The 25945-nt window shown below is 46.8% G+C and carries 19 protein-coding genes and 2 tRNA genes; 17 read left to right on the forward strand and 4 right to left on the reverse strand.

What is annotated here, in order from left to right; translation table 11 throughout:
* Positions 1–612: 612 nt before the first annotated feature.
* Positions 613–1461, reverse strand: coding sequence for an AraC family transcriptional regulator (locus tag GPK58_RS01165; RefSeq protein ID WP_021651531.1), 849 nt, complete (start codon positions 1459–1461; stop codon positions 613–615).
* 205 nt (positions 1462–1666) lie between these two features.
* Between GPK58_RS01165 and GPK58_RS01170 the strand changes: the two genes are divergently transcribed.
* The 4 genes from GPK58_RS01170 (at position 1667) to GPK58_RS01185 (ending at position 8716) form a co-directional block, all read left to right on the forward strand.
* A complete protein-coding gene (locus GPK58_RS01170; protein WP_015525941.1) occupies positions 1667–3463 on the forward strand; it encodes an L-fucose isomerase in 1797 nt (598 codons plus the stop codon).
* 161 nt (positions 3464–3624) lie between these two features.
* Positions 3625–4665, forward strand: a complete 1041-nt coding sequence (locus GPK58_RS01175; protein ID WP_092070126.1) for an aldo/keto reductase — start codon at positions 3625–3627, stop codon at positions 4663–4665.
* Positions 4662–5810 carry an exonuclease SbcCD subunit D gene (locus tag GPK58_RS01180; protein WP_215638073.1) on the forward strand — a complete coding sequence of 383 codons (1149 nt, stop codon included), beginning with the start codon at positions 4662–4664 and terminating at the stop codon, positions 5808–5810. Before GPK58_RS01175 ends, GPK58_RS01180 begins: the two co-directional genes overlap by 4 nt.
* A complete protein-coding gene (locus GPK58_RS01185) occupies positions 5807–8716 on the forward strand; it encodes an AAA family ATPase (RefSeq protein ID WP_215638074.1) in 2910 nt (969 codons plus the stop codon). Before GPK58_RS01180 ends, GPK58_RS01185 begins: the two co-directional genes overlap by 4 nt.
* Before the next feature lie 121 nt (positions 8717–8837).
* Here the strand turns inward: GPK58_RS01185 and GPK58_RS01190 are convergent, their stop codons facing one another.
* Positions 8838–10322, reverse strand: a complete 1485-nt coding sequence (locus GPK58_RS01190) for a DUF1846 domain-containing protein (RefSeq protein WP_215638075.1) — start codon at positions 10320–10322, stop codon at positions 8838–8840.
* A 175-nt stretch (positions 10323–10497) separates the two neighbouring features.
* On the opposite strand from GPK58_RS01190, the gene ftsH reads away from it, so the two are divergent.
* From ftsH to GPK58_RS01210, 4 genes are all read left to right on the forward strand, one after another.
* Positions 10498–12636, forward strand: coding sequence for an ATP-dependent zinc metalloprotease FtsH (gene ftsH / locus GPK58_RS01195; RefSeq protein ID WP_021651517.1), 2139 nt, complete (start codon positions 10498–10500; stop codon positions 12634–12636).
* Between the two features lie 72 nt (positions 12637–12708).
* Complete coding sequence (gene uvrC, locus GPK58_RS01200) at positions 12709–14556, forward strand: excinuclease ABC subunit UvrC (RefSeq protein ID WP_118608074.1); 1848 nt, start codon at positions 12709–12711, stop codon at positions 14554–14556.
* 110 nt (positions 14557–14666) lie between these two features.
* Positions 14667–15614, forward strand: a complete 948-nt coding sequence (hprK, locus tag GPK58_RS01205) for an HPr(Ser) kinase/phosphatase (protein WP_173723449.1) — start codon at positions 14667–14669, stop codon at positions 15612–15614.
* 13 nt (positions 15615–15627) lie between these two features.
* Entirely contained in the window at positions 15628–16563 is a 936-nt protein-coding gene (locus GPK58_RS01210; protein WP_022426675.1) for an ROK family glucokinase, read from the forward strand.
* Between the two features lie 177 nt (positions 16564–16740).
* Here the strand turns inward: GPK58_RS01210 and GPK58_RS01215 are convergent, their stop codons facing one another.
* The gene (locus tag GPK58_RS01215) at positions 16741–19389 is read right to left on the reverse strand and encodes a transglycosylase domain-containing protein (RefSeq protein ID WP_215638076.1); all 2649 of its coding nucleotides are present in this window, start codon (positions 19387–19389) and stop codon (positions 16741–16743) included.
* Positions 19390–19567: 178 nt separating this feature from the next.
* On the opposite strand from GPK58_RS01215, the gene GPK58_RS01220 reads away from it, so the two are divergent.
* Positions 19568–20224: a YigZ family protein gene (locus tag GPK58_RS01220; RefSeq protein WP_092070102.1), complete on the forward strand. Its 657-nt coding sequence runs from the start codon at positions 19568–19570 to the stop codon at positions 20222–20224.
* Positions 20225–20328: 104 nt separating this feature from the next.
* On the opposite strand, the gene GPK58_RS01225 is transcribed toward GPK58_RS01220, so the two are convergent.
* Positions 20329–20847, reverse strand: coding sequence for a peptidylprolyl isomerase (locus tag GPK58_RS01225; protein ID WP_021651510.1), 519 nt, complete (start codon positions 20845–20847; stop codon positions 20329–20331).
* A 93-nt stretch (positions 20848–20940) separates the two neighbouring features.
* On the opposite strand from GPK58_RS01225, the gene tsaE reads away from it, so the two are divergent.
* The 8 genes from tsaE to GPK58_RS01265 all read left to right on the forward strand — a co-directional run bounded on the left by tsaE (position 20941) and on the right by GPK58_RS01265 (position 25785).
* Positions 20941–21381 (forward strand): tRNA (adenosine(37)-N6)-threonylcarbamoyltransferase complex ATPase subunit type 1 TsaE, encoded by a 441-nt coding sequence (gene tsaE, locus GPK58_RS01230; RefSeq protein WP_015525922.1) that lies wholly within the window; start codon positions 20941–20943, stop codon positions 21379–21381.
* Positions 21378–22103 carry a tRNA (adenosine(37)-N6)-threonylcarbamoyltransferase complex dimerization subunit type 1 TsaB gene (gene tsaB, locus GPK58_RS01235; RefSeq protein ID WP_215638077.1) on the forward strand — a complete coding sequence of 242 codons (726 nt, stop codon included), beginning with the start codon at positions 21378–21380 and terminating at the stop codon, positions 22101–22103. The genes tsaE and tsaB overlap by 4 nt, the downstream gene beginning before the upstream one ends.
* Positions 22100–22543, forward strand: coding sequence for a ribosomal protein S18-alanine N-acetyltransferase (gene rimI / locus GPK58_RS01240; RefSeq protein WP_015525920.1), 444 nt, complete (start codon positions 22100–22102; stop codon positions 22541–22543). Before tsaB ends, rimI begins: the two co-directional genes overlap by 4 nt.
* 77 nt (positions 22544–22620) lie before the next feature.
* A complete protein-coding gene (locus GPK58_RS01245) occupies positions 22621–23532 on the forward strand; it encodes a ribonuclease Z (protein ID WP_118070771.1) in 912 nt (303 codons plus the stop codon).
* A 4-nt stretch (positions 23533–23536) separates the two neighbouring features.
* Positions 23537–24556, forward strand: a complete 1020-nt coding sequence (tsaD, locus tag GPK58_RS01250) for a tRNA (adenosine(37)-N6)-threonylcarbamoyltransferase complex transferase subunit TsaD (RefSeq protein WP_015525918.1) — start codon at positions 23537–23539, stop codon at positions 24554–24556.
* Positions 24557–24577: 21 nt separating this feature from the next.
* The gene (ispD, locus tag GPK58_RS01255) at positions 24578–25282 is read left to right on the forward strand and encodes a 2-C-methyl-D-erythritol 4-phosphate cytidylyltransferase (protein ID WP_059086829.1); all 705 of its coding nucleotides are present in this window, start codon (positions 24578–24580) and stop codon (positions 25280–25282) included.
* A gap of 190 nt (positions 25283–25472) precedes the next feature.
* A tRNA-Ser gene (locus GPK58_RS01260) sits at positions 25473–25558 on the forward strand.
* 138 nt (positions 25559–25696) lie between these two features.
* Positions 25697–25785, forward strand: a tRNA-Ser gene (locus tag GPK58_RS01265).
* Positions 25786–25945 lie beyond the last annotated feature (160 nt).

Here is a 25945-nt window from a genome sequence, read left to right on the forward strand (position 1 = left end):
GTAGACTTTTGCCGTCGGAAAATGAAGAGCGAAATGTTCTGAAATTTCTTGCATTTTAAAGAGGCATTTGTTAGAATAAGACAAGCAGGAAACATCCGGCGGCTATAATGCGGCCGGATCGTTTTTAACTGTATCATATTTCTGCTGCATGTTCCGGTGCAGCGTACAGGCATTTCGCAAGCAGAGTTCTATGCAGCAGTGGAATCCCTTCGAGTAGATGGACCGACTGTGTGAGATATCCGTTGGTCAGAAGCAAGCAGTGAGGTGGATGATCGTATCCGCTTTCAATTAAGACATAATCTGGTGCTGGTCACTGCGTGAACAGAGATCAGGCTCCTTCACGATCTGCGTCGGCTTTTTCATGCAGAAAATCTGCCCTGCCGGCTTTTTTTCTCATACAGAAGAGTAGCATGTATTCATAAAGACATGAACATAGCCCGTCTGCAAAACGGGAATCCGTTCCGGCATGACTGTTCTCCGCCAGGCCGAAAAAGCTGTATTTACATAAAACAGCCCAATTCCTCAAAAAGCAGGATATCCGCAATATGTGCGAAATCCTGCTTTTTGTCATGTAATACTCTGGTATGTGCCATTAAGACGTGGAAAAATATTTCAGCGTCTTTTATATTTGCCGGGGGTGATCCCCTTGTACTTTTTGAAGGTACGGATAAAGTAGCTCAGATCATTAAAGCCATTCCGATAGGCAATCTCCGTGATGGAATCATCGGTGGTAGCCAGCTGGCAGCAGGCCTGCTCGATCCTCTGGCGGTTGAGGTAATCCATTGGTGTCTGATGCGTCATCTCGGAAAAGAACCGGCAGAAATATTTGGGAGACATGGAAACCGAAGCGGAAAGCTCCTGCAGGGTAATGGGGCTGGCATAGTTCTTTTCAATAAATTCCACGACCTGCTTCAGCTGGACAATGCGCTTGTAATCTCGTCTGGTTTTCCGCAGGCTTTCCAGGTAGTAATGATTACCAAAAACCAATCCGAAAAAGTGGTAAAATTGTCCAAACACAACCAGCTCATATCCTGGCTTCCTCTGCCAGAAAGAATCAAAAAGAGAGTTCACCGCTCTCTGGATATCAGGCTGCTTTTCGGTGAAATGGTGATAGATCAGCAGCTCCTGGTGGCTGATCTTCTGCATATATTCTGTGCAGACGGAATTAAATTTCAGAAACATGTTCATATCAAAAACAATGCACTGATAGATACAATCCTGAGGAATTCCGGAATGCAGAACTCCACTATTGACAAAAATCACATCTCCGGCTTTTGCTGTAAAACTTTTTTCGTCTAAAGTGACGGTGAGAGTGCCCTGTAATACACGCATGATTTCACATTCTACATGCCAGTGGTAGGACATGACATAGCGTGGATGGCTGCTGTCAATGTGGTGGAATTCAAAAGGAAATTCATAGGTACCTCGAAGTCTGTCCTCATTTCTTCCAAGATCGTGCAAAATACAACCCTTCTTTCTTAAATTTTATAGATTTTTTAGGAACTCATATGAAAAAGTGAATATTGTACTGTTTTTTGCTATTATAACACAAGTAATTTAAAAGATGCAATCGTATAATAAAAGCATAGTTCGGACAGGAGTTGTCAGAACGTGAAAAAACTGTAAGTTATAATAGTGAATATAAATTTAGGAGGTAATTGTTACTATGGCAAAGAGCAGATTAGTAGGCAGCTATCCGGTTATCGGTATCAGACCAACCATCGACGGACGTAGAGGAGCCCTCGATGTAAGAGGATCTCTGGAAGATCAGACTATGAACATGGCCAAATCCGCAGCAAAGCTTTTCGAGGAGAACCTGAAATATTCAAATGGTGAGCCTGTAAAAGTTGTTATTGCTGATACCACCATCGGACGTGTTGGTGAGAGCGCTGCATGTGCGGATAAATTCCGTAAAGAGGGTGTAGATATCACTCTTACAGTTACACCATGCTGGTGCTACGGAGCTGAGACCATGGATATGGATCCACAGACCATCAAGGCTGTATGGGGATTCAACGGAACAGAGAGACCTGGTGCTGTATATCTGGCATCCGTTCTTGCTACACATGCACAGAAGGGCCTTCCGGCATTCGGTATCTACGGACATGACGTTCAGGAAGCTGACGACACATCCATTCCGGAAGACGTTAAAGAGAAACTGTTAAGATTCGGTCGTGCAGCAGTTGCAGCTGCATCCATGAGAGGTAAATCCTACCTGCAGATCGGTTCTGTAACAATGGGTATCGGCGGATCTATCATCGATTCTGATTTCATCGAGTCCTATCTCGGAATGAGAGTTGAGTCTGTTGATGAGGTAGAGATCATCCGTCGTATGACAGAGGGTATCTACGATCACGAAGAGTTTGAGAAAGCTCTCAAATGGGCAAAAGAGACCTGCAAGATCGGTTGGGACAAGAACCCGGAAGAGCTTCAGTTCTCACCAGAGAAGAAAGAGGAGCAGTTCGAGTTTGTTGTTAAGATGGCAGTTATCATCAAAGAGCTGATGAACGGCTGTGATAATCTTGCTCCGGAATTCTCCGAGGAAGCGATCGGACACAATGCTCTTGCAGCTGGATTCCAGGGCCAGAGACAGTGGACAGACTTCTATCCGAACGGTGACTTCGCAGAGGCTATGCTGAACACATCCTTCGACTGGAATGGCGCTCGTGAGCCGTACATCCTTGCTACAGAGAACGACGTTCTCAACGGACTTGGAATGCTGTTCATGAAACTTCTTACAGGACGTGCTCAGATCTTCGCTGATGTTCGTACATACTGGAGCCCGGAGGCAGTTAAGAAAGCTACAGGATATGACCTTGAGGGTGTTGCCAAAGAAGCTGGCGGATTCCTTCATCTGATCAACTCCGGTGCTGCTTGCCTGGATGCTAACGGACAGGCTAAAGAGGCTGACGGAACACCAGTTATGAAACAGTGGTGGGATGTTACAGAGGCAGACCAGAAAGCAATCATGGACAATACAGAGTGGTGTATGGCCGACAACGGATACTTCCGTGGAGGCGGATACTCCAGCCGTTATGAAACACGTGCTCAGATGCCTGCAACTATGATCCGTCTGAATCTTGTAAAAGGACTTGGACCGGTTCTTCAGATCGCAGAGGGATGGACAGTAGCCCTTCCGGAAGAGGTATCTGACAAGCTCTGGAAACGTACAGACTACACATGGCCATGTACATGGTTCGCTCCAAGATGCGATGGCAAAGAGGGACCGTTCAAAACAGCTTACGATGTAATGAACAACTGGGGTGCTAACCACGGTGCGATTTCCTACGGACACATCGGTGCAGACCTGATCACAATGTGCTCTATGCTGAGAATCCCGGTATCCATGCACAACGTTCCTGAGAAGGATATCTATCGTCCGGCAGCTTGGAACGCATTCGGTATGGAAAAAGAGGGTGCAGACTTCCGCGCTTGCAAGAACTATGGACCACTTTACAAATAAATCATATTGTTAAGATAACGGAATATCAAATCCTCCGGCATGCATGTGCCGGAGGATTTTTTTGTGCCGTGGTATATGGATAGTTGGGAAATATACTGTTCGGATCTACGGAAAAAAGTTATAATAGAAAAAGATATATATGAATACGGGAGGTTACGTAGATGAAATATATACAGCTGAACAATACAGATCTGAACATCAGTTCTATTTGCCTCGGAACAGCAGGATTTGGAGATAAATCAGACCTGGAAAAAAGCTTTGAGATTCTGAACGCATTTGTACGCGCAGGTGGAAATTTTATTGATACGGCAAATGTCTATTGCAAATGGCTAAAAGGACATGGAAACTGCAGTGAGCAGATCATAGGAAAATGGCTGAAAGAGAGTGGCATGCAGGGAAAAGTTATTGTGGCAACGAAGGGCGCGCACTATTCCTTTGAGGATCCGAGCCGCAGCAGAGTGAACAAAGAAGATATCCGCATGGACCTGGATGAGAGCTGCCGCACACTGGGAAAAGATGAGATGGATTTTTACTGGCTTCACAGAGATGATCCGGAGAAACCGGCGGAGGAAATCGTGGATATTCTGGAAGAATTGAAAAAAGAAGGCCGGATCCGTTATTATGGATTTTCCAATTACCGCACAGAGAGGCTGAAAGAAATTGCTCAATGTCTGAGGGAACGAAATCTTTCAGGGATCACAGCAGTATCCAATCAGTGGAGTCTTGCAGGAATCAATCCCGGAGGAAATACAAATCCGGATCCTACACTTGTGGAGTTTTCCAGAGAAGAATATCAGTGGCACTGTGAGACAGGCGCTGCTGCCGTTCCGTTTTCTTCCACTGCAATGGGATTTTTTTCAAAACTTCAGAAAATGGGGCTTTCCTGTACAGATGCAGAGGTGGATGCATCCTGGATGCGGGAGAAGGAAACACAGATCACAGGTCTTTCCGAAAGTATGAAAAGATCCTACTGGAACGAGACAAACTTTCGCACCTATCAGAAGCTGTTAAAGTTGCAGAAAGAAACCGGCCACAGCCTGCAGGCCCTGTCTTTGGCATACTTTTTCAATCAGCCATTCCAGACTGTGCCTGTAACCGGTGTCAGCAATCCTTCACAGCTAAAAGATGTGCTGGATGCCTGTGAGATCGACCTTGCACCGGAACTGTTCGGAGGCTGGGTGAGCGCAGGAGGTGATCGATGAAACTGATCCATTTATCAGACCTTCACCTAGGAAAACGTGTCAATGAGTTTTCCATGATCGAAGATCAGAAATATATTTTGAATGAAATTCTGAGAATCATTGATAAAGAAGAACCGGATGGAATTCTTCTTGCGGGAGATCTTTATGACAGGCCGGTTCCTTCTGCGGAGGCAGTGCAGCTTTTTGACCGGTTTCTTACCAGGCTTGCAAAGCGGAAGCTCCCGGTGTATGCCATCAGCGGAAATCATGACAGTGCGGAAAGGATCGCTTTCGGTTCACAGATCATGAGCAGCAGCGGGATCTGTATGTCCCCGGTATACGATGGAAAAACAGAAAAGTACTGTTTAACGGACAGCTATGGAGAAGTTTGGATCCATCTGCTTCCATTTGTGCGTCCGGCAACTGTGAGGCACGGACTGGAAGGAGAAGAAGAGGTGGATGAGATCCGTACCTACCAGGAGGCAGTGCAGGCGGCAGTTGCACATATGGAGATTGATAAACGTTATCGCAATGTATTGATCGCCCATCAGTTTGTGGTCGGTGCCATGCGCTGCGATTCTGAAGAGATCTCCGTTGGAGGTATCGACCAGGTGGAGGCAGATGTGTTCCGGGATTTTGACTATGTGGCACTTGGCCATATCCACAGTCCTCAGAATGTGGGAAGCGAGCACATCCGCTACTGCGGAACTCCTTTGAAATATTCTTTTTCCGAGGCAGGACAGCAGAAATCCGTGACAGTTGTGGAGCTTCTGGAAAAAGGAAATCTCAGGATCAGGGAGATTCCGCTGAAGCCTCTTCGGGATATGCGAAAACTGAAAGGCACATACATGGAGATCACATCACTGTCCAGTTATCAGGACACAAACACAGAGGATTATGTGCAGATCACGCTGACAGATGAAGAAGATATCGTAGATGGAATGCAGAAGCTCCGTACTGTTTATCCGAATCTGATGAGGCTGGAATATGATAACCGACGCACAAGAGAAAACCAGGAGATCGCAGGTACAGAAACGGTGAAAAGGAAATCCGAGCTGGAATATTTTGAGGAATTTTTTGAACTGCAGAATAACCAGCCCATGAATGAAGAACAGCGGAAATATTCCGAAGATCTGATCCGTAAGATCCAGGAGGTGAAACAATGAGACCGGAAAAACTGACCATCAGTGCCTTCGGGCCCTATGCAGACAAAACAGAGATTGATTTTTCAAAGCTTGGAGAGGGCGGTCTCTACCTGATCACCGGTGACACCGGAGCGGGAAAAACTACGATCTTTGATGCGATCACCTTTGCGTTATATGGAAGAGCCAGTGGAGAGGTAAGAGATCCGGCCATGTTTCGGAGCAAATATGCAGAGCCTTCCACAGAGACCTTTGTGGAGCTTGTTTTTTCCTATCAGGGGAAAAATTATCACGTGCGCCGGAGTCCGGAATATATGGCTCCGAAAAAAAGAGGCACCGGACAGACTCTTAGAAAAGCTGAAGCACAGCTGATCTATCCGGATGAACGTCAGCCGGTGACAAAGGCAAAAGATGTTACTGCGGCAGTGGAACAGCTTCTGGGACTGAGTTACGATCAGTTCACGCAGATCGCAATGATCGCCCAGGGAGACTTTCAGAAGCTGCTGTTGGCAGGAACTCTGCAGCGAGGGGAAATCTTCCGGCAGATTTTTCATACGGGCCTTTACCAGCAGCTCCAGATAAAGCTCCGGGATGCGGCTATTTCCAGATATAAAGAATATGATGAGATGCGCCGGAGTATCGCCCAGTATCTGGATGGTGTGAAGTTCCAGCCGGATGCAGGGATGGAAGAAGAGGAATTTTCAAGGCTTAAAAAAGCGAAATTCGAAGGAAAGCTGGAACGGAGTCTTGAGCTTCTGAAACTGTTTATTGACAGAGGAGAACTCCGGGAAAAGGAACTTCAGAAACAGGAAAAGGAATTGGAAGAGAAGCTTCGGACAATGGAAACCATGCTGAATCTTTCTGCACAGAAACGAAGCCTGGAAGAGAAACGAGCGCTTGCTCTGGAGCAGCTTGAAAAGATTCTTTCGGAACTTGCGAAGGCGTCAGAAGAGGCAGAAAAATATAAAGATGCAGATCAGAGATGTGAGGAACTTGGCCTTCTGATCCGGGAAAAACAGGAAAAGCTGAAAAAATACCAGGATCTGGAGCAACTGCAAGAAGAACGAAGAGAAATTGAAAGACAGCTGGGAAATTGTCAGACGCAAAAGGAAAAAATCATCCGGCAGGAAGAACAGCAGCAGAAAGAAATGGAGCAGCTGAAAACGGAACGGGAGCAGCTGGGAAATTCTGAGCTTGACCTGCAGAAAGCGCTCACAGAGAAAGAAAAACAGACGCGGAGAAAGAGAGAACTGAATGGACTTATTGCTGAGATCCGGAGATTCAGAGGCCTTTATGATGAAACCAAAGAGCAGCAGAAAAAGTATCAGTCTGCTTACAGAGATGCACAGCAGCAGAGGGAATATTATCAGCAGATATTCCACATTTTTCTGGATGCACAGGCAGGTCTTCTGGCCCGGGAGCTTAAGGATGAAATGCCCTGCCCTGTGTGCGGTTCCCTGAGCCATCCACATCCCAGAATGCTTTCAGAAGAACAGACAGTTGACCAGAAAACACTGGATAACGAGAAAAGCAGGCTGGATAAAATGGAGAAGGATTCTGTAGATCAAAGCCTGAAAGCCGGAAGCTTAAAGGAACAGAGCAATGCATCCTGGAGGCAGATCGTAGCCAGTGCAGAAGAGCTTCTGGAAGAGTTTCAGGAATTCCATAAGAAAAATAAAAACGGGAACGGACAGGCAGAGGATTTTCTGACTGTGTGGAAACAGCTGACTTCCATGGTAAACAGAGCGCAGGAACAGTGTGAGGATCTTCTGATGGAAAGTGAGAAAGAGATCAGGAAAGCCCAGGAAAATACAAAAAGAAAGAAAACAGTGGAAAATGCCATGGAGCGTCTTGAAAAAGAAAAAGAGGAGCTGCAGGAAAAAAAGAATTTCTTTGACAGAGAGCAGGCCGGCCTGAGTATGAAAGCATCCGAGAATCAGAAACAGCAGCAAAATGCGGCAGAGGAGATCCGACAGATCCGTCTGGAAACGGAAAAAGATAAGTCCTGTAAAGCGGACAGTACGAAATCGGAAGCCTTGAAAGCAGGAAAAGAAGATCTGGAAAAAGAAATCAGGGAAAAGCAGCAGGAATACGGGGAACTGAAGGAAAACAGCAAAAAAGTGAAAGAAACGCTGCAGAGATTTCAGTCAGAAAAAGAAAGGATAGCTTCCTCTATAGAGACTTTTGAAGCGCAGAAAAAAGAGATCGGAGAGATTCCGGAAGCGGAGATTAGAGAACAGCATGCACAGACTACTGCGAGGAAAGCAGATCTCACAGAAAAAAGAAAAGAGCTTTTTTCCGTTCAGAGTGGAAACCAGGATATTTTTCAGAAAGTGCAAAAGGGCCGGGAGGAAATGACAATAGCGGAAAAAGAATATGCATGGATCAGGAATCTTTCGGATACAGCCAATGGAAAACTGAACGGAAAGGCAAAGATCGAGCTGGAAACCTATATCCAGATGGCATATTTTGACCGGATCCTGCGAAGAGCCAATCTCCGTCTTATGACCATGAGCAGCGGCCAGTACGAGCTGAAACGCCAGGAACAAAGCAAAAATCAGAAAGAAAAAGCAGGCCTTGATCTGAATGTCATTGATCACTATAACGGAACGGAACGAAGCGTAAAGACATTGTCCGGTGGGGAATCCTTCCAGGCATCGTTATCCCTGGCGCTGGGACTTTCCGATGAGATCCAGGCCTCAGCCGGAGGAATCCGGCTGGATTCCATGTTTGTGGATGAAGGATTCGGTTCTCTGGATGAGGAGTCTCTGGAGCAGGCATTAAAAGCGCTGAACAGCCTTGCAGATGGCAGACGCCTGGTAGGGATTATTTCCCATGTTTCCGAGCTGAAGGAACGAATTGACAATAAGATCATCGTTACCAAGCAATGTGGCGGAGAAGGTGTGGGAAGCAGTATCCGGATACAGTAACGCAGAAATAAAATAAGAATAAGATAAAAAAGCTCCGGCCGGGATGACATATATATGTATCGTTCTGGTCGGAGCTTCTTATATAGCTTTTTATTTATACAGAAGGTATGTTATCAGAGAATCAGACTTTCTGATAGTTTTTCTTCTGTTCCTTTTTGGCTTCGCAGGTAAGCTCAACACCAAGCTTACGGAAGCTGATCACATCCACATCGGAAAGCATTACGGAAGTATGAGCCTGGCATCCACGGAGATTCGGGATCTGTTCCAGGGCAAGGCGTGCGGCATCGCTGGTTGCGGCACTTATGGAAAGGGCGATCAGGATCTCATCAATGTGAAGACGTGGATTCCTGCTTCCCAGATATTTGGTCTTCAGCTGCTGGATCGGATGGATGGCATCCGGGGAGATCACATGAAGCTCGTGATCGATTCCTGCCAGCTCTTTCAGAGCATTGAGAAGAAGGGCAGCGGATGCGCCGAGAAGATCGGAGGTTTTTCCGCATACGATCTTTCCGTCAGGAAGCTCCAGAGCGGCAGCAGGGCCATTGGTTGCTTTTTCTTTTTCGAGGGCAGCCGGAACAACCTTACGGTCAGTGATCTCTGCATGAGCCTGCTGGAGAAGAAGCTCGATTTTACGTACCTCATTCTCTGTACCGGAGCCGGAAACCAGAGCGTTCATGCTCTTATAATAACGGCGGATGATCTCCTGGCGGGAAGCCTCCTGGCATACTTCATCGTCAACGATGCAGTTACCTGCCATGTTGACACCCATATCTGTCGGAGATTTATAAGGACAGCTGCCCATGATCTTCTCAAACATGGCCTGTACAACAGGGAAAACTTCTACGTCACGGTTGTAGTTGACGGTAGTTTTGCCGTAAGCCTCCAGATGGAACGGGTCGATCATGTTGACATCGTTCAGATCCGCAGTGGCAGCTTCGTAGGCAAGGTTTACCGGATGTTTCAGAGGAAGGTTCCAGATCGGGAAGGTCTCAAATTTTGCATAGCCGGCTTTTACTCCTCGTTTGTATTCGTGGTAAAGCTGGGAAAGGCAGGTCGCCATCTTTCCACTTCCTGGTCCCGGTGCTGTGATCACGACCAGAGGTCTGGTAGTTTCAATATAATCATTCTTTCCATAACCCTCGTCACTTACAATAAAGGAAGTGTTGCTTGGATAGCCGGGGATCAGGTAAAGCTTGTAGACACGGATTCCCAGTTTCTCCAGACGTTTTTTGAAGAGATCGGCACTTTCCTGGCCGGAGTACTGTGTGATGCATACGCTTCCCACATACAGGCCACGGCTTGAAAACTCATCCATAAGACGGAGCACATCTTCGTCATAGGTGATTCCAAGATCGCCACGTATTTTATTCTTGTCAATGTCATTGGCACTGATAACAATAACGATCTCCGCCTGATCAGAAAGCTGCATCAGCATGCGGAGCTTGCTGTCCGGTTCAAAACCCGGAAGAACACGGGATGCATGGTAGTCGTCAAACAGTTTGCCGCCGAATTCAAGATAAAGCTTGTTGCCGAACTGACCGATTCTTTCACGGATGTGTTCTGACTGCATTTTCAGATATTTGTCATTATCAAAACCTATTTTCATTTGTCTGATTTCCTCTCCTCTTTAATTTTCCAATTCACTGGGAACAGTATACTACAACTTTACGTTCACTGGCAATATCCAATGCGGTGTTTTTTCGATGGTATTTTTGTAATCTCGCAGTTGATTTATATGGTTTTTCTCTTTATAATAAAGAAATGACAAGAGGAGGAAAAAAATGAATAATCAACTGAATAATGATCAGGACGGGAAGCGACCTGACAACAAAGATCCCAGGCAGGGATCAGGTAAAAATCATCAGTCGATTCTGGCTTTTCTGATATGCCTCCTGGTCACACTGGTGTGCTTCGCGTTGTTTACCAATATGCTGAAGGATAACAGCAGTGAGATCTCCTATGATAAATTTATCGATATGGTGGATAAGGACCAGGTTAAGGAAGTAACGATCCAGTCCAGTACATTGACGATCGTACCCAAGAAAAAGAATTCCAAGTACGAGGATATGAGCTATTACACCACGAAGACCGAAGACAGTACAGCACTTACCAAGAGACTGGAAGGAAAGGGAATCAAGTTTGAAACCGATCCGCCAGATGTTTTTGGTGAATTTGTTGCAATGATCCTGAGCGTGGTTCTGCCGACACTGCTTCTGTTCGGACTTCTGATGTTCTCCATGCGCCGCATGAACAAAGGCGGCGGGATCATGGGCATGGGCGTAGGCAAGAGCAAAGCCAAGGCATATGTGCAGCAGGAAACGGGCGTTTCCTTTAAGGATGTGGCAGGTCAGGATGAAGCCAAGGAATCTCTCCAGGAAGTTGTGGATTTTCTCCATAACCCCGGAAAATACACAGCCATCGGAGCCAAGCTACCTAAGGGCGCACTTCTTGTAGGCCCTCCGGGAACCGGTAAGACATTACTTGCCAAGGCAGTTGCAGGTGAAGCGCAGGTACCGTTCTTCTCTCTTTCCGGCTCGGAATTTGTGGAGATGTTTGTGGGCGTGGGTGCCTCACGTGTCCGTGACCTTTTCGAGGAAGCCAAGAAGAATGCTCCGTGTATCGTATTTATCGATGAGATCGATGCCATTGGTAAAAGCCGTGATTCCCGCTATGGCGGCGGAAATGATGAGCGTGAGCAGACATTGAACCAGCTGCTTGCGGAGATGGATGGCTTTGATACATCCAAGGGACTTCTGATCCTTGCTGCGACCAACAGACCGGAGGTTCTTGATCCGGCTCTTCTCCGTCCGGGACGTTTTGACAGACGTGTGATCGTTGACAGACCGGATCTTAAAGGAAGGGTGGATATCCTGAAGGTACATGCCAAGAACGTGCTTCTGGATGACACCGTTGATTTTGAAGCTATTGCACTTGCAACTTCCGGTGCGGTAGGCTCTGATCTTGCCAATATGATCAATGAGGCTGCGATCCTTGCAGTCAAGAAGGGACGTAAAGCTGTATCACAGAAGGACCTGGAAGAATCCGTAGAGGTAGTTCTGGTGGGAAAAGAGAAGAAGGATCGTATCTTAAGCAAACAGGAACGCCGGATCGTATCCTACCATGAAGTCGGACACGCACTGGTAAATGCACTCCAGAAGGATGCGGAGCCTGTACAGAAGATCACCATCGTACCCCGTACCATGGGAGCACTGGGTTACGTTATGCAGGTACCTGAGGAAGAAAAATATCTCAACACCAAGAAAGAGCTGGAAGCTATGCTGGTAGGCTATCTTGGCGGACGTGCTGCAGAGGAGATCGTTTTTGACACAGTCACTACAGGTGCTGCCAATGATATTGAGCAGGCTACCAAGGTGGCCAGAGCCATGATCACACAGTATGGTATGTCAGAGAAGTTCGGACTGATGGGACTTGCCACACAGGAGAACCAGTATCTCAGCGGAAGAGCAGTTTTAAACTGTGGTGATGATACCGCAACAGAGATCGATCATGAGGTGATGAAGCTTCTCCACCATTCCTATGAGGAAGCCAAGAGGATCCTTGGAAGTCACAGAACAGAGATGGATAAGATCGCAGAATATCTGATCCGCAAGGAAACCATTACAGGTAAAGAGTTCATGAAGATCCTCCGTGCAGTTCAGCAGGGCCTGGATATCCCGGAGAATCTGGATGATCTGGTACTTTCCGAGGATGAAAAAGAAGTGTCCAATAAACAGGATATTGAAATGATCGCGGAAAATAACGAGGCTGCAAAAAGTACAGAATCGGTTCAGTTCAGACCGGAGATATCCGGACAGGAACTGACAGAGGATATGCAGGCACCGGAGAAAACAGAAGAATCTGCTCAGACAACAGATAGCGATCATGCAGAAACAGAAGAAAAGCCGGGATCACAGGCATAAAACAGATCATAAGAAAACCGGGAGAAATCCCGGTTTTCTTATTACTGTAATAGTAAAACAGGAGAATAATTTATGTTTATAATCGAGGAAGAATTAAAGAAGCTTCCGGCAAAACCGGGAGTTTATATCATGCATGGCGAGAAAGACGAGATCATCTATGTGGGAAAAGCCATAAGCCTTAAGAATCGTGTGCGCCAGTATTTCCAGAGCAGTCGTAATAAAGGTGCCAAGATTGAACGGATGGTTACACATATTACCAGATTTGAGTACATTATTACGGATTCGGAGCTGGAAGCCCTTGTGCTGGAGTGTAATCTTATCAAGGAACATCGTCCGAAATATAATACCATGCTCAAAGATGACAAGAGCTATCCGTTTATTAAGGTGACAGTTCATGAGCCATACCCGAGAGTGCTTTTTGCCAGGAGAATGAAAAAGGACAAGGCAAGATATTTTGGCCCCTATACAAGCGGCGGAGCAGTAAAGGACGTGATCGAACTGGTGCGGAAGCTGTATCAGGTACGCTCCTGCAACCGCAGTCTTCCGAGAGATACCGGAAAGGACCGGCCCTGTCTGTACTATCATATGAAGCAGTGCAAGGCACCCTGCCAGGGATATGTCAGCCAGGAAGAATACCGGAAGAATATCAATAAGGTGATCAAATTTCTGAATGGAGATTTTCAGGACGCCATTAGTGAGCTGATGGAAAAAATGCAGAAAGCTTCGGAGGAAATGCGCTACGAAGATGCTATGGAATACCGGGACCTGATCAGCAGTATCCGGAAGATCGGGGAACGGCAGAAGATTACCGGCTACGGGCAGGAAGACAGGGACATCATTGCAGTAGCCATGGATGACAGTGAAGACCTCAGGGATCAGGATGCGGTTGTCCAGGTATTTTTTATCCGGGATGGCAGGCTGATCGGCAGAGATCATTTTTATCTCCGTGTGGCAAAAGGTGATACAAAGGCGCAGGTCCTTTCCAGCTTTCTGAAACAGTTTTATGCGGGAACGCCATTTATCCCATCTGAGATCATGCTGCAAAGTGAGATCGAAGATGCAGATATCATCGAGGAGTGGCTGTCAGGAAGAAGAAAGCAGAAGGTACACATCCGGGTCCCGAAGAAGGGAACCAAGGAAAAGCTGGTAGAACTTGCCCTGGAAAATGCCCGTATGGTACTTGCCAAGGACAGAGAACGGATCAGGCGGGAGGAAGGACGAACCATCGGAGCTGTTCACGAGGTGGAAGAATGGCTGGGACTGAAAAACGTGGTGCGCATGGAAGCTTACGATATTTCCAATATCAGTGGCTTTGAGTCTGTGGGATCCATGGTGGTTTATGAAAAAGGCCGTCCCAAACGCAGTGATTATCGTAAGTTCAAGATCAAATGGGTACAGGGACCCAACGATTATGCCAGCATGGAAGAGGTTCTGACCCGAAGGTTCACTCATGAGAGTAACGGAGAATTTGACAGCTTTGCAAGGCTTCCGGATCTGATCCTGATGGATGGTGGAAGGGGGCAGGTAAATATCGCTCTGAAGGTGCTGAATGAGCTTGGGATAAGCATCCCGGTCTGCGGTATGGTCAAGGATGATCATCATCGGACGAGAGGCCTGTATTTCAACAATGTGGAGATCCCCATTGACACATCCGGCGAAGGTTTCCGCCTGATCACCAGGATCCAGGATGAAGCCCATCGGTTTGCCATTGAATACCATCGTTCCCTCAGGAGCAGGGAACAGGTCCATTCTATCCTGGATGATATCCCGGGGATCGGTGATACCAGGAGGAAAGCTCTTCTGCGTAAATTTAAATCTGTGGAAAATATCCGGGATGCATCGGAGGAAGAACTGGCACAGACAGAGAGCATGAATGCCAGAAGCGCCCGTCAGGTCTATGAATTTTTTCATAAATCCTGATGCTGCATTGCAGTTTCAGCAGTGATTGTGTATAATTAAAGATAAGGTGTCTCACGCCTCGGTAAAACGGCAGTGAGAATGCAAACTTTCAGCGAAAAGGAGACAAAAGTATGAAGGGTGTACAGTTGACAAAGATGGTACAGGAACTGGAGCTTAATAATCTGACTCCGGAGATCGACCTGTCAGGCATCGTGATCAAGACTGCGGAGATCAACAGACCTGCGCTTCAGCTTACCGGATATCTGGAGCATTTTGCCAATGAACGAGTTCAGATCATCGGATATGTAGAGTATACGTATCTGATGCAGCTTAATGAGGAGGAGAGACGTTTTAAATATGAACGTTTCATTTCCAGCAAGATCCCATGTGTTATTTTCAGTACCATGACCCGTCCGTCTCAGGACATGATCGATCTGGCTGTTAAATATAATGTTCCGACATTCGTGACAGAAAGAACAACTTCCAGTTTTATGGCAGAGATCATCCGTTGGCTGGGCGTGCAGCTTGCACCATGTATTTCTATTCATGGTGTGCTGGTTGATGTTTACGGCGAGGGAATCCTGATCACAGGTGAGAGCGGTATCGGTAAGAGTGAGGCAGCCCTGGAGCTGATCAAGAGAGGTCATCGTCTTGTCAGTGATGATGTTGTTGAGATCCGTAAGGTCAGTGACGTAACACTGGTGGGATCTGCGCCGGATATCACACGTCACTTTATCGAACTTCGTGGTATCGGTATCATCGATGTAAAAACATTGTTCGGTGTTGAGAGCGTTAAGGATACCCAGTCCATCGATCTTGTGATCAAGCTTGAGGAGTGGAACAGAGACAAGGAATACGATCGTCTTGGACTGCATGAGGAGTATACAGAGTACCTTGGGAATAAGGTAGTATGCCATTCTCTTCCGATCCGTCCGGGCCGTAACCTGGCGATCATCGTTGAGGCAGCGGCTGTCAATCACAGACAGAAGAAGATGGGATACAATGCGGCAGAGGCTCTGTACAAGCGTGTACAGGCAAATCTTGCGAAAAAAAGAGAAAATCCGGATGACGAAGAATAAGAGAGGGTAAGAAATGGGAACATATTGTTTTGGAATCGATGTAGGTGGAACAACTGTAAAATGCGGACTTTTCCGCACGGATGGTACTCTTGTTGAAAAATGGGAGATTCCAACCCGTAAAGAAAACAATGGAGATCAGATCCTTCCTGATGTGGCAGCAGCAGTAAATGCCAAGATGGAAGAAAAGGGTATCTCCAAAGAGGAGGTGGAAGGCGTCGGGATCGGTGTTCCGGGACCGGTAAACTCCAAAGGCGAAGTATCACGTGCAGTAAATCTCTTCTGGGGATATAAGAACGTTGTGGGAGAGATGGAAGAACTTACAGGTCTTCATGCGGAAGCCGGAAATGACGCCAATGTAGCGGCATTGGGAGAGGCATGGAAGGGTGCAGCAGCAGGCTCCTCCGATGTGATCATGGTCACACTTGGAACAGGTGTAGGCGGTGGTATCATTGTTGATGGAAAGATTGTGACCGGACATCACGGAGCTGGCGGTGAGATCGGACATGCCAATGTGGATCATCATGAAACAGAATCCTGCAACTGCGGAAACAGGGGCTGTCTGGAACAGTATGCTTCTGCGACCGGAATTGTCCGCATGGCAAAAAAAGAGCTTGCAGCTTCCGGTGAGAACAGTGTTCTCAGAGATGCCGGAGAGATTTCAGCAAAAGCAGTTCTGGACGCATTTAAGGAGAATGATCCGGTAGCTGTAGCAACCATGGAAAAGGTCGGAGAGCAGCTGGGTGGTGCTCTTGCCATTATTTGCTGTGTGACAGATCCGGAGACCATTGTTATCGGCGGAGGAGTTTCCAAGGCCGGACAGCCGCTTATTGACTGTATCCGGAAATATTACAGAGAGTATGCTTTTGAATCCTGCAAGGATACTCCTATCGTAATCGCGACACTTGGCAATGATGCAGGAATCTACGGTGCAGCCAAGATGGTACTTTAACCGAACCAGGGAAGTCCCCTGCTTCAATTGCGAAAAGTAATAAGCGGTGGGTGGGACTTGCCTGAACTGATAAACTGCGAGACAGTAAGAAGTTATTAAAAGTAAAAAAAGTGGTTTCCATATTTCAGGAAACCACTTTTTTTATATGTTGTTTATGAAAGATACCTATAATGGAGATCATTCATAATATTCTACCGGATCTTCGCCGGTGTCATAGCTGCCGTCATCGCCACCGGTATCATTGCTGTTATCATAGCTGCCGTCATCACCACCGGTGTTGTCGTCTGTTCCGGAATTGTCAGTATCATCACCGGTATTATCGGAACCGTCATCGGAATTGTCAGTATTGTCAGTGTCGGTGCTGTCAGTACTGTCCGGAGCTGCGCTTGGAATCGCTTCAGCTGCTGCATCGGTATCGGCGTCCGTATCTTCGTTATAATAATTGTCCTCTTCATCGTAATCGCTGCTGCCGTAGAAATGCTGATCACAGTATTCGGTGGGAAGACTGGAGATATCAAAATACTCTGTGATAGTCGGGCATCCGGATCTGGGAAGAAGACCGGTTTCTGCGCAGACACTGGCTTTTTCCACACTGGAAGGCATATCGAAATCTCTGTCCTCCAGGCCCTCGTGGATACGGGTCATAACCTTTTTCCAGAGGTTTTTGTGGAAGTTACGGGCATCTTCCGGAATTTTTTCGTTGTTGTCATAGCCGGACCATACTGCACAGGTGTAGTACGGTGTGTAGCCTACGAACCACAGGTCATTGTAGTCCTCTGTAGTACCTGTTTTTCCGGCTACAGTCATATTGTCCAGCTGGCAGGCGGTACCGGTACCTTTTTTTACAACGTCTTCCATGGCGCTTGTAAGAAGATAAGCGGTACTGTCTTTGATCACAGATCTGGAAACGGAGGAGTTCTCGATCAGAACATTTCCGTCATGATCAAGGATCTGTGTATAATAGATCGGTTTGATATAGTTCCCGCCATTAGCAATGGCTGCATATGCAGCACAAAGTTCCACGTTCTTGACACCTTTGGTGATACCGCCAAGAGCAGTAGCCAGGTTGGCGTCACTCCAGATATTTCCGTTGGCATCTTTATCTGCCTCAGTTCCGTGAGCTAGTGTGGTGAAACCGAAATCATCCAGATATTTAAGGCCGAGAGCCGGGGTAACCTGCTCCAGGCATTTAACAGCTACAACGTTGATGGAATTCTGGATCGCTTTGCGGATGGTGGTCTCGCCGCCGTAGCTTCTTGAGGCGTTGTTGACAGGAGATCCGTCCGGGTATTCGTAAGGCTCATCCATAAAGGTTGTAGCAAGTGTATCGCCTTTTTCGTTCAAAGCAGGTGCATAGGTGGAAACGATCTTAAAGGTAGAACCAGGCTGTCTGGTCGTATCAGTGGCACGGTTCAGGGTCAGGCTGGCTGTTTTTTCGCCACGGCCTCCGATCAGGGCTTTTACGTAACCGGTATGCTGGTCAATGACAGTCATGGAAGACTGTGGCTGTGGCGCAAAGTTTACACGCTCAGATACTACGGTGCTTCCGTCTGCCAGGATGTTAGCCTTGTATTGATCCACATACTGCTGACCTTCTTCAGGAGAATCAAAGAGAAGATCAAATTCCGGATCCTGATCACGGAAATACAGCTGCAGCATTTCTTTGCTGTAGTTTGTCTGTTTTCCATCCGGGCTTTGTACAGTCAGTGCATAATCCAGTTCATACTGAACATTGGCCGGATAGTTATCAGGGTTTGCATATTCCTCATCAAGGATCTGCTGCATGTTGGAATCCAGGGTTGTCATGATCTTCAGACCACCGCTGTAAAGAAGATTGGTAGCCTGTGTCTTGGTATATCCTTTAATGTTCATCAGGTCGCTGATGACCTGATTGGTAACCTCATCTTCGAAATACGTGTAAACGGTACTTTCTTCTTCGGTGTTCTCAAGCTGTGCGGCCTGGATACGGGAATAAACGTCATCATTCAGTGCTGCATTATATTCATCCTGTGAGATGTAATTCTGATCCAGCATGTGATCCAGGACTTCCTTCCGTCTCTTGGAGTTTGCTTTTGGATTGGTGATCGGATTGAATTTGGTAGGATTCTGCGTGATGCCGGCAAGGGTGGCACATTCAGAAAGGTTCAGATCCCATACGTCTTTGTTAAAGTATTTTTTGGAAGCGGCCTGTACACCGTAGGAACCTGCACCCAGGTTAATGGTATTCAGGTAATTCTCAAGAATCACATTTTTGTCATATTTTTTTTCAATCTGTACAGCAAGGTACTGCTCCTGGAATTTACGTGTGAAACGTTCCAGCTGTGTGGATTCGTTGGTCCAGTCAGTGAAAACATTATTCTTCAGAAGCTGCTGTGTGATGGTACTGGCACCCTCGGAAAAGTTACCGGTGGTGATCGCCTTCATTCCGGCACGTGCGATACCGCGGACATCAATACCGTTATGTTCATAAAAACGCTCATCCTCAATGGCTACCACTGCATGCTGCAGACTGACCGGGATCTGGTCCAGGGAGACCGGAAGACGGTTGGATGTAGGGGCTGAAAGCTGTCGGATCTGTGTTCCCTGGTCATCATACAGGAAGGTTGCATATCCGAGAGGTGAAATATCCACATCGTTGACGTCAGGTGCTCCGGCGATCACGCCCCGGAAGGAGCCGATACCAAGGCAGACAACCATGACGCAGACTGCGATCAGAGCTGTAAATAAAACCCGGATAAACGAAACATGTGCTCTTTTTTCCAGCATGGAAGTACGGGAGATCAGAGCATTCCGCTTCTTGGAAGTGGATCTTTTTCCGTAGTTCATAATATTCCTCCTTTATAATCCGTTTCATTATAACAAATATGGAAAGCCAAATAAAGCCTTAAAAAAAATTTCACAATTCATGATATCTTATACATTGTGCAATGAAGATAATTATTATACAATAAAGAAAACTCTGCCTGAAACAGAGGGTTGGATATAGATAACGGAGGCGTAAACCATGCTGGAACATTATAAAACCATATACGAAGGCGGCGAAGGTGAACTTGTGGAAAAAAAATCCCGTTTCATCGCAACCGTCCGTCCTGTGGAAACAGAAGAAGAGGCCCTTGCCTTTATCGAAGAAATGAAAAAAAAATACTGGGATGCACGTCATAACTGCTATGTATATTCCGTAGGGATGAACCGGGAAGCCACCCGCTGCAGTGATGACGGAGAACCATCCGGAACAGCCGGAAGGCCTATGCTGGATGTACTTCTGGGAGCCGGGATCTATAATGCGGCCATTGTGGTGACCAGATATTTTGGAGGTGTCCTTCTTGGGACAGGAGGGCTTGTGCGGGCATATTCCGGTGCAGTCCAGGCAGGACTGGCGGCAAGTACCGTCATTGAGAAGCATCATGGGATCTCTCTTCAGGTGACGACGGATTATACAGGGATCGGAAAGATCCAGTATATCTCAGGAGAAAGAAGTTTGCCGATCCTGGATTCCGAATATACCGACAAGGTTGTCCTGAAGCTTCTTGTGCCGGATGATCAGGTCGAAGAGGTGAAGAAGGCGATCACAGAAGGAACAAACGGAAGAGCCGGACTTGAGAAGGATGCAGAACTGTATTTTGCGAAAGTAAACGGAGAAGTGAGGACCTTCGAAAAGTAAAAGAAAAGAGAATGTCAGTATAAAAATACCCCGGGAAGAGGGCAGATGATCTGTGTTACAGTCTGCTCTTCGCGGGGCTTTTTTATTTCAGAAAATTATTCCTGTTAGCATTTCTCCGGTTCCGGATAATCCACACCAAAGGTATCAACAGTCATGGAGCTGATCTTCTGCTCGTCAAGAGGACGGTCACTGTAGTCCGTGTCTGTCTCTGCGATAGCATTTACAACATCCATGCCCTCAATGATCTGACCGAATGCAGCATAGCTTCCGTCAAGATGCGGAGCAGCCTTGTGCATGATAAAGAACTGGCTTCCGGCAGAGTTCGGATTCATGGCTCTTGCCATGGAGAGAACACCTGGTGTATGCTTCAGGTCGTTTTTGAAACGGTTCTGGGAGAACTCACCCTTGATGCTGTATCCCGGGCCACCCATACCGGTTCCGTCCGGGCATCCGCCCTGAATCATAAAGCCGTTGATGACACGGTGGAAGATCAGGCCGTCATAAAAGCCCTTTTTTACAAGGCTGATGAAGTTATTTACTGTGTTCGGGGCAACTTCCGGATATAATTCCGCTTTCATTACATCGCCATTATCCATTGTGATGGTAACGATAGGATTTGCCATAGTTTTCGCACTCCTTTTCAAAAAGTATTGTATTTCGCTGTTCGCTCTATTATAATATGCAAAGAATAATTGTGCAAGAAAAAGGTGGAAAATATGGTCATAGAAACGCATGATCCTGAGGAAACATTCGAGGTCGGAAGGACGATCGGAATGAATGCGAAGCCGGGACAGATCTACACACTGACAGGCGATCTGGGAGTTGGAAAAACCGTGTTCACACAGGGAGTGGCAGCAGGTCTTGGAATTACAGAACCTGTAAACAGCCCTACGTTTACCATTATCCAGGAATATGAAGACGGACGTCTGCCATTTTATCATTTTGATGTATATCGTATCGGGGATCTGGAAGAAATGGAAGAGATCGGATACGATGATTATTTTTTCGGGCAGGGAATCTGTCTGATCGAATGGGCGGAACTCATTGAGGAGATCCTGCCGGAAAAAAGGATCGAAGTTACCATTGAAAAAGATCTTGAGAAGGGCTTTGAATACAGAAAGATCACCATTGAGGAGAGAGGAGAAAAGACAGAATGAGAGTTTTGGCACTGGACAGTTCCGGAATCGTGGCATCCGTAGCCATTGTGGAGGACGATACACTGGTAGCGGAATATACAGTTAATTATAAGAAAACACATTCCCAGACTCTTCTTCCCATGCTGGATGAGATCGTGAAGATGACAGAGCTGGATCTGAAGACGATTGACGCTATTGCGGTAGCCAAGGGACCGGGCTCTTTTACCGGACTCCGTATTGGCTCTGCCACAGCCAAGGGACTTGGACTTGCCCTTGACAAACCACTGGTCGGGATTCCAACTGTGGAGGCACTGGCCTATAATCTCTATGATGTAAACGGACTGATCTGTCCGATCATGGATGCCAGAAGAAAGCAGGTTTATACGGGAATCTATCGTTACGAGAATCACAGGCTCATGACGGTAAAGGATCAGATGGCAGTGGGAATTGAGGAGCTTCTTTCCATGCTGAATGAGATGGGAGAAACCGTAACATTCCTCGGAGACGGAGTCCCGGTATTTAAAGATATCATCGCAGATAAGCTTACTGTACCGTTTTCTTTTGCACCGGCCCATCTTTCCAGACAGAGAGCAGGTGCTGTAGGTGCACTTGGTGTCCTTTATTATAAAGAAGGCAGAACCGAGACAGCGGCTGAGCACAAACCGGATTATCTCCGTGTTTCACAGGCTGAGCGGGAGCGTGCCCAGAAACTGAAAAAAGGATCAGAAGGGGAAAACGCATGATCTTAAGAGAAATGCTTGTGGATGATCTGGATCAGGTTATGGAGATCGAAGAGGAACTTTTTTCAGTCCCCTGGACAAAAGAGGGATTTCTGACATTTCTTATGAAAGAGAACGGGATGTTTCTTGTTGTGGAAGAAAAGGGCCGGATCCTGGGATATTGTGGTCTTCTTACGGTGCTGGATGAGGGGGATGTGACCAATGTGGCTGTCCGCAGAGACCGTCAGAGAGAGGGAATCGGAAATTTCCTTATGGAAAGTATGATCCGTCTGGCAGAAGAGCGTGGGATCACCATGATCCATCTGGAGGTACGGGCAGGAAATGAGACTGCGATCCGGCTTTATGAACGTCAGGGATTTGTGCGGGATGGCCTGCGAAAGGGATACTATACAGATCCTACAGAGGATGCTGTTCTTATGACACGCACCGCAGTTTCTGAATAGGCTTACCCGGGAGAGGTACTTGTCTGTACGGGATAAGTATGCTAAACTTTGCCACAGAACAGGAAAAGAGGAAAAATATGTTAGATGTTTGTTTACTTGGCTGCGGAGGAATGATGCCGCTGCCACGCAGATGGCTCACCGCACTGATGACCCGTTATAACGGCAGCAGTCTGATGATCGATTGCGGGGAAGGCACTCAGGTGGCCATTAAAGAAAAGGGCTGGAGCTTCAAGCCTATTGATGTGATCTGTTTTACCCATTATCATGGGGATCATATCAGCGGACTTCCGGGACTCCTTTTGACTATGGGAAATGCAGACCGCACAGAACCGCTGACTCTGGTAGGCCCAAGAGGACTGGAACGTGTGGTAAGCGCACTTCGTGTGATCGCACCGGAGCTGCCCTTTGAAATTAAATTTATCGAGATCACGAAACCGGAGGAGGTTCTGGAACTGAACGGTTACCGGATCACTGCATTTCGGGTGAACCATAATGTTACCTGCTATGGATATACCCTTGAGATCCTGCGCCAGGGAAAATTTTCTCCTGACAGTGCCAGTGCACATGAGATCCCGCTGAAATTCTGGAATCCGCTGCAGAAGGGACAGACTGTGGAGGATGAAGGAAGGATCTACACACCGGATATGGTGCTTGGTCCGCCAAGAAAAGGGATCAAGCTTACTTATACCACAGATACCAGACCGACAGAGTCTATTTTACGTAATGCAAAAGGTTCCGATCTTTTTATCTGTGAGGGAATGTACGGTGAAGATGACAAGATCGAAAAGGCAAAAGGCTACAAACACATGACGTTTCGTGAAGCGGCCACTCTTGCCCGTGATGCGGAAGTGGGGGAAATGTGGCTGACCCATTACAGCCCTTCTCTGGTACGTCCGGATGATTACATGGATACAGTACGTGAGATCTTTCCGAAGGCATGGCCGGGAAAAGACGGGAAGAGTGTGGAACTGAATTTTGAAGAGGACTGAAAAAATGAAAGATACATTAATTCTTGGTATTGAGAGCTCCTGTGATGAAACAGCAGCTTCCGTTGTAAAAAATGGAAGGACTGTCTTATCAAACGTGATTTCCTCACAGATCGAGATCCATAAACTGTACGGAGGTGTTGTACCGGAGATCGCCTCCAGAAATCATATAGAAAGGATCAACCAGGTCATCCAGGAAGCGCTGGACGAGGCAAATGTCACTCTGGATGATATTGATGCTATCGGTGTAACCTATGGACCGGGGCTTGTCGGTGCACTTCTTGTAGGTGTGGCAGAAGCCAAGGCTATTGCCTATGCAAGAAACCTGCCACTGGTAGGCGTGCATCATATAGAAGGACATGTTTCTGCCAATTATATTGAGCATCCGGATCTGGAACCGCCGTTTCTCTGTGCCATTGTATCCGGTGGACACACCCATCTTGTTATTGTGAAGGACTACGGCCAGTTTGAGATCCTGGGCCGAACCAGAGACGATGCGGCAGGTGAGGCATTTGATAAGGTTGCACGTGCCATTGGGCTGGGATATCCGGGAGGACCGAAGATCGATAAGCTGGCAAAGGAAGGAAATCCGGACGCTATCGAGTTTCCACGTGCAAAAATCGGCGAAAATCCGTATGATTTCAGCTTCAGCGGCGTGAAGTCCGCAGTTCTTAATTATTTAAACGGGGCAAAAATGAAAGGTGAGGAAGTAAACCGTGCAGATATCGCGGCATCCTTCCAGAAGGCGGTTGTTGACGTACTGGTAGAGCATACCATGCAGGCAGCAGCTGATTTTGGCATGAAAAAGGTTGCCATTGCAGGAGGTGTTGCTTCCAACGGAGCACTTCGCACTGCTATGGAAAAAGCATGTACAGAACGTGGATACAAATTTTACCGTCCGTCACCGATCTTCTGTACGGATAACGCAGCGATGATCGGTGTGGCAGCTTACTATGAATATATCAGGGGAACACGCCACAGCTGGGATCTGAATGCGGTTCCGAACCTGAAGCTTGGCGAAAGATAAAAGAATCCGGGGTAATTGATCATGGGAGAGTGCAGAAATACAGCTATTGTCCTGGCAGCAGGCCAGGGAAAGAGAATGCACAGCAAAATACAGAAGCAGTTTATGGAGCTTGACGGGATGCCGGTGCTCTGTTATTCTCTGCGCTGTTTTCAGGAAAGTCCGCTGATCAGGGATGTGATCCTGGTAACAGGGGAGGAGTATGTTTTCTGGTGCAAAGAAGAAATCGTGGAAAAATATGGTTTTACAAAGATTTCTGCTGTAGTATCCGGCGGAAAAGAACGGTACGATTCTGTTTATGAAGGACTTCGTGCGTGTAAAGACACAGAGTATGTGCTGATCCATGACGGTGCCAGACCATTTATTGATCATGGGATCATTGAAAGAGGACTTATGGCAGCAGCACAGACAGGTGCCAGTGTTACAGGCATGCCTTCCAAGGATACAGTTAAGATCGCAGATGAGGATGGGAATGTCAGTGAAACTCCGGATCGCAGCAGTGTATGGATCGTCCAGACTCCGCAGATCTTTCAGTACCCACTGATCTATGGCGCATATACCAGCATTCGGCAGAAGGAAATGACAGGAATTACAGATGATGCCATGGTTGCAGAACATGAGACCGGGGTGAAGATCCGCTTTTCAGAAGGTTCTTATCGCAATATCAAGATCACAACACCGGAAGATCTGGTGGTTGCGGAGGCATTTTTGAAGGAAAACAGAGAGTAGAATAGAGAGTAGAACAGAGAGTAGAACAGGGTGAAAATCCCGGTAAATATGGACATATAGCAGAAATTGAAGCTATATGTCCAATTTTTTGAAAAAAATATCAAATTTGTTATTGACAGGGGAGATATTTGATGATAGAATACAACATGCGCTGACAAAACAGCACAAAAAATGTTGAAAAACATTATATGGAGAGATATCGAAGTGGTCATAACGAGGCGGTCTTGAAAACCGTTTGTCCGCAAGGGCGCGTGGGTTCGAATCCCACTCTCTCCGTTTGTCAAATACAGAATAAAAACTTTTTAAAAAAGTTAAAAAAGTACTTGACAACATAAAAGATACGAGATATAATATCACCTGTCGCTGAGAACGGCAGAGATAAATATCGGAACTACTTAGTAAGTAGGGCAATTTGGAGAAGTACCCAAGCTGGCCGAAGGGGCTCCCCTGGAAAGGGAGTAGGTCGTTAACGCGGCGCGAGGGTTCAAATCCCTCCTTCTCCGCTTTGGTTTTTTTGAAGACTAAATGCTTCAAAAAAATTAAAAAAAAGTTCTTGACAAGCAGTTGAGAATGAGATAAAATGAACGAGCTGTCTGAGAGACAGACACAACAAACCTTGATAACTAAACAGTGAAACACATACGATTCTCGAAAATTTCTTTA

The organism is Blautia sp. MCC270 (genome assembly GCF_018785605.1).
Classification (GTDB): domain Bacteria; phylum Bacillota; class Clostridia; order Lachnospirales; family Lachnospiraceae; genus Blautia_A; species Blautia_A fusiformis.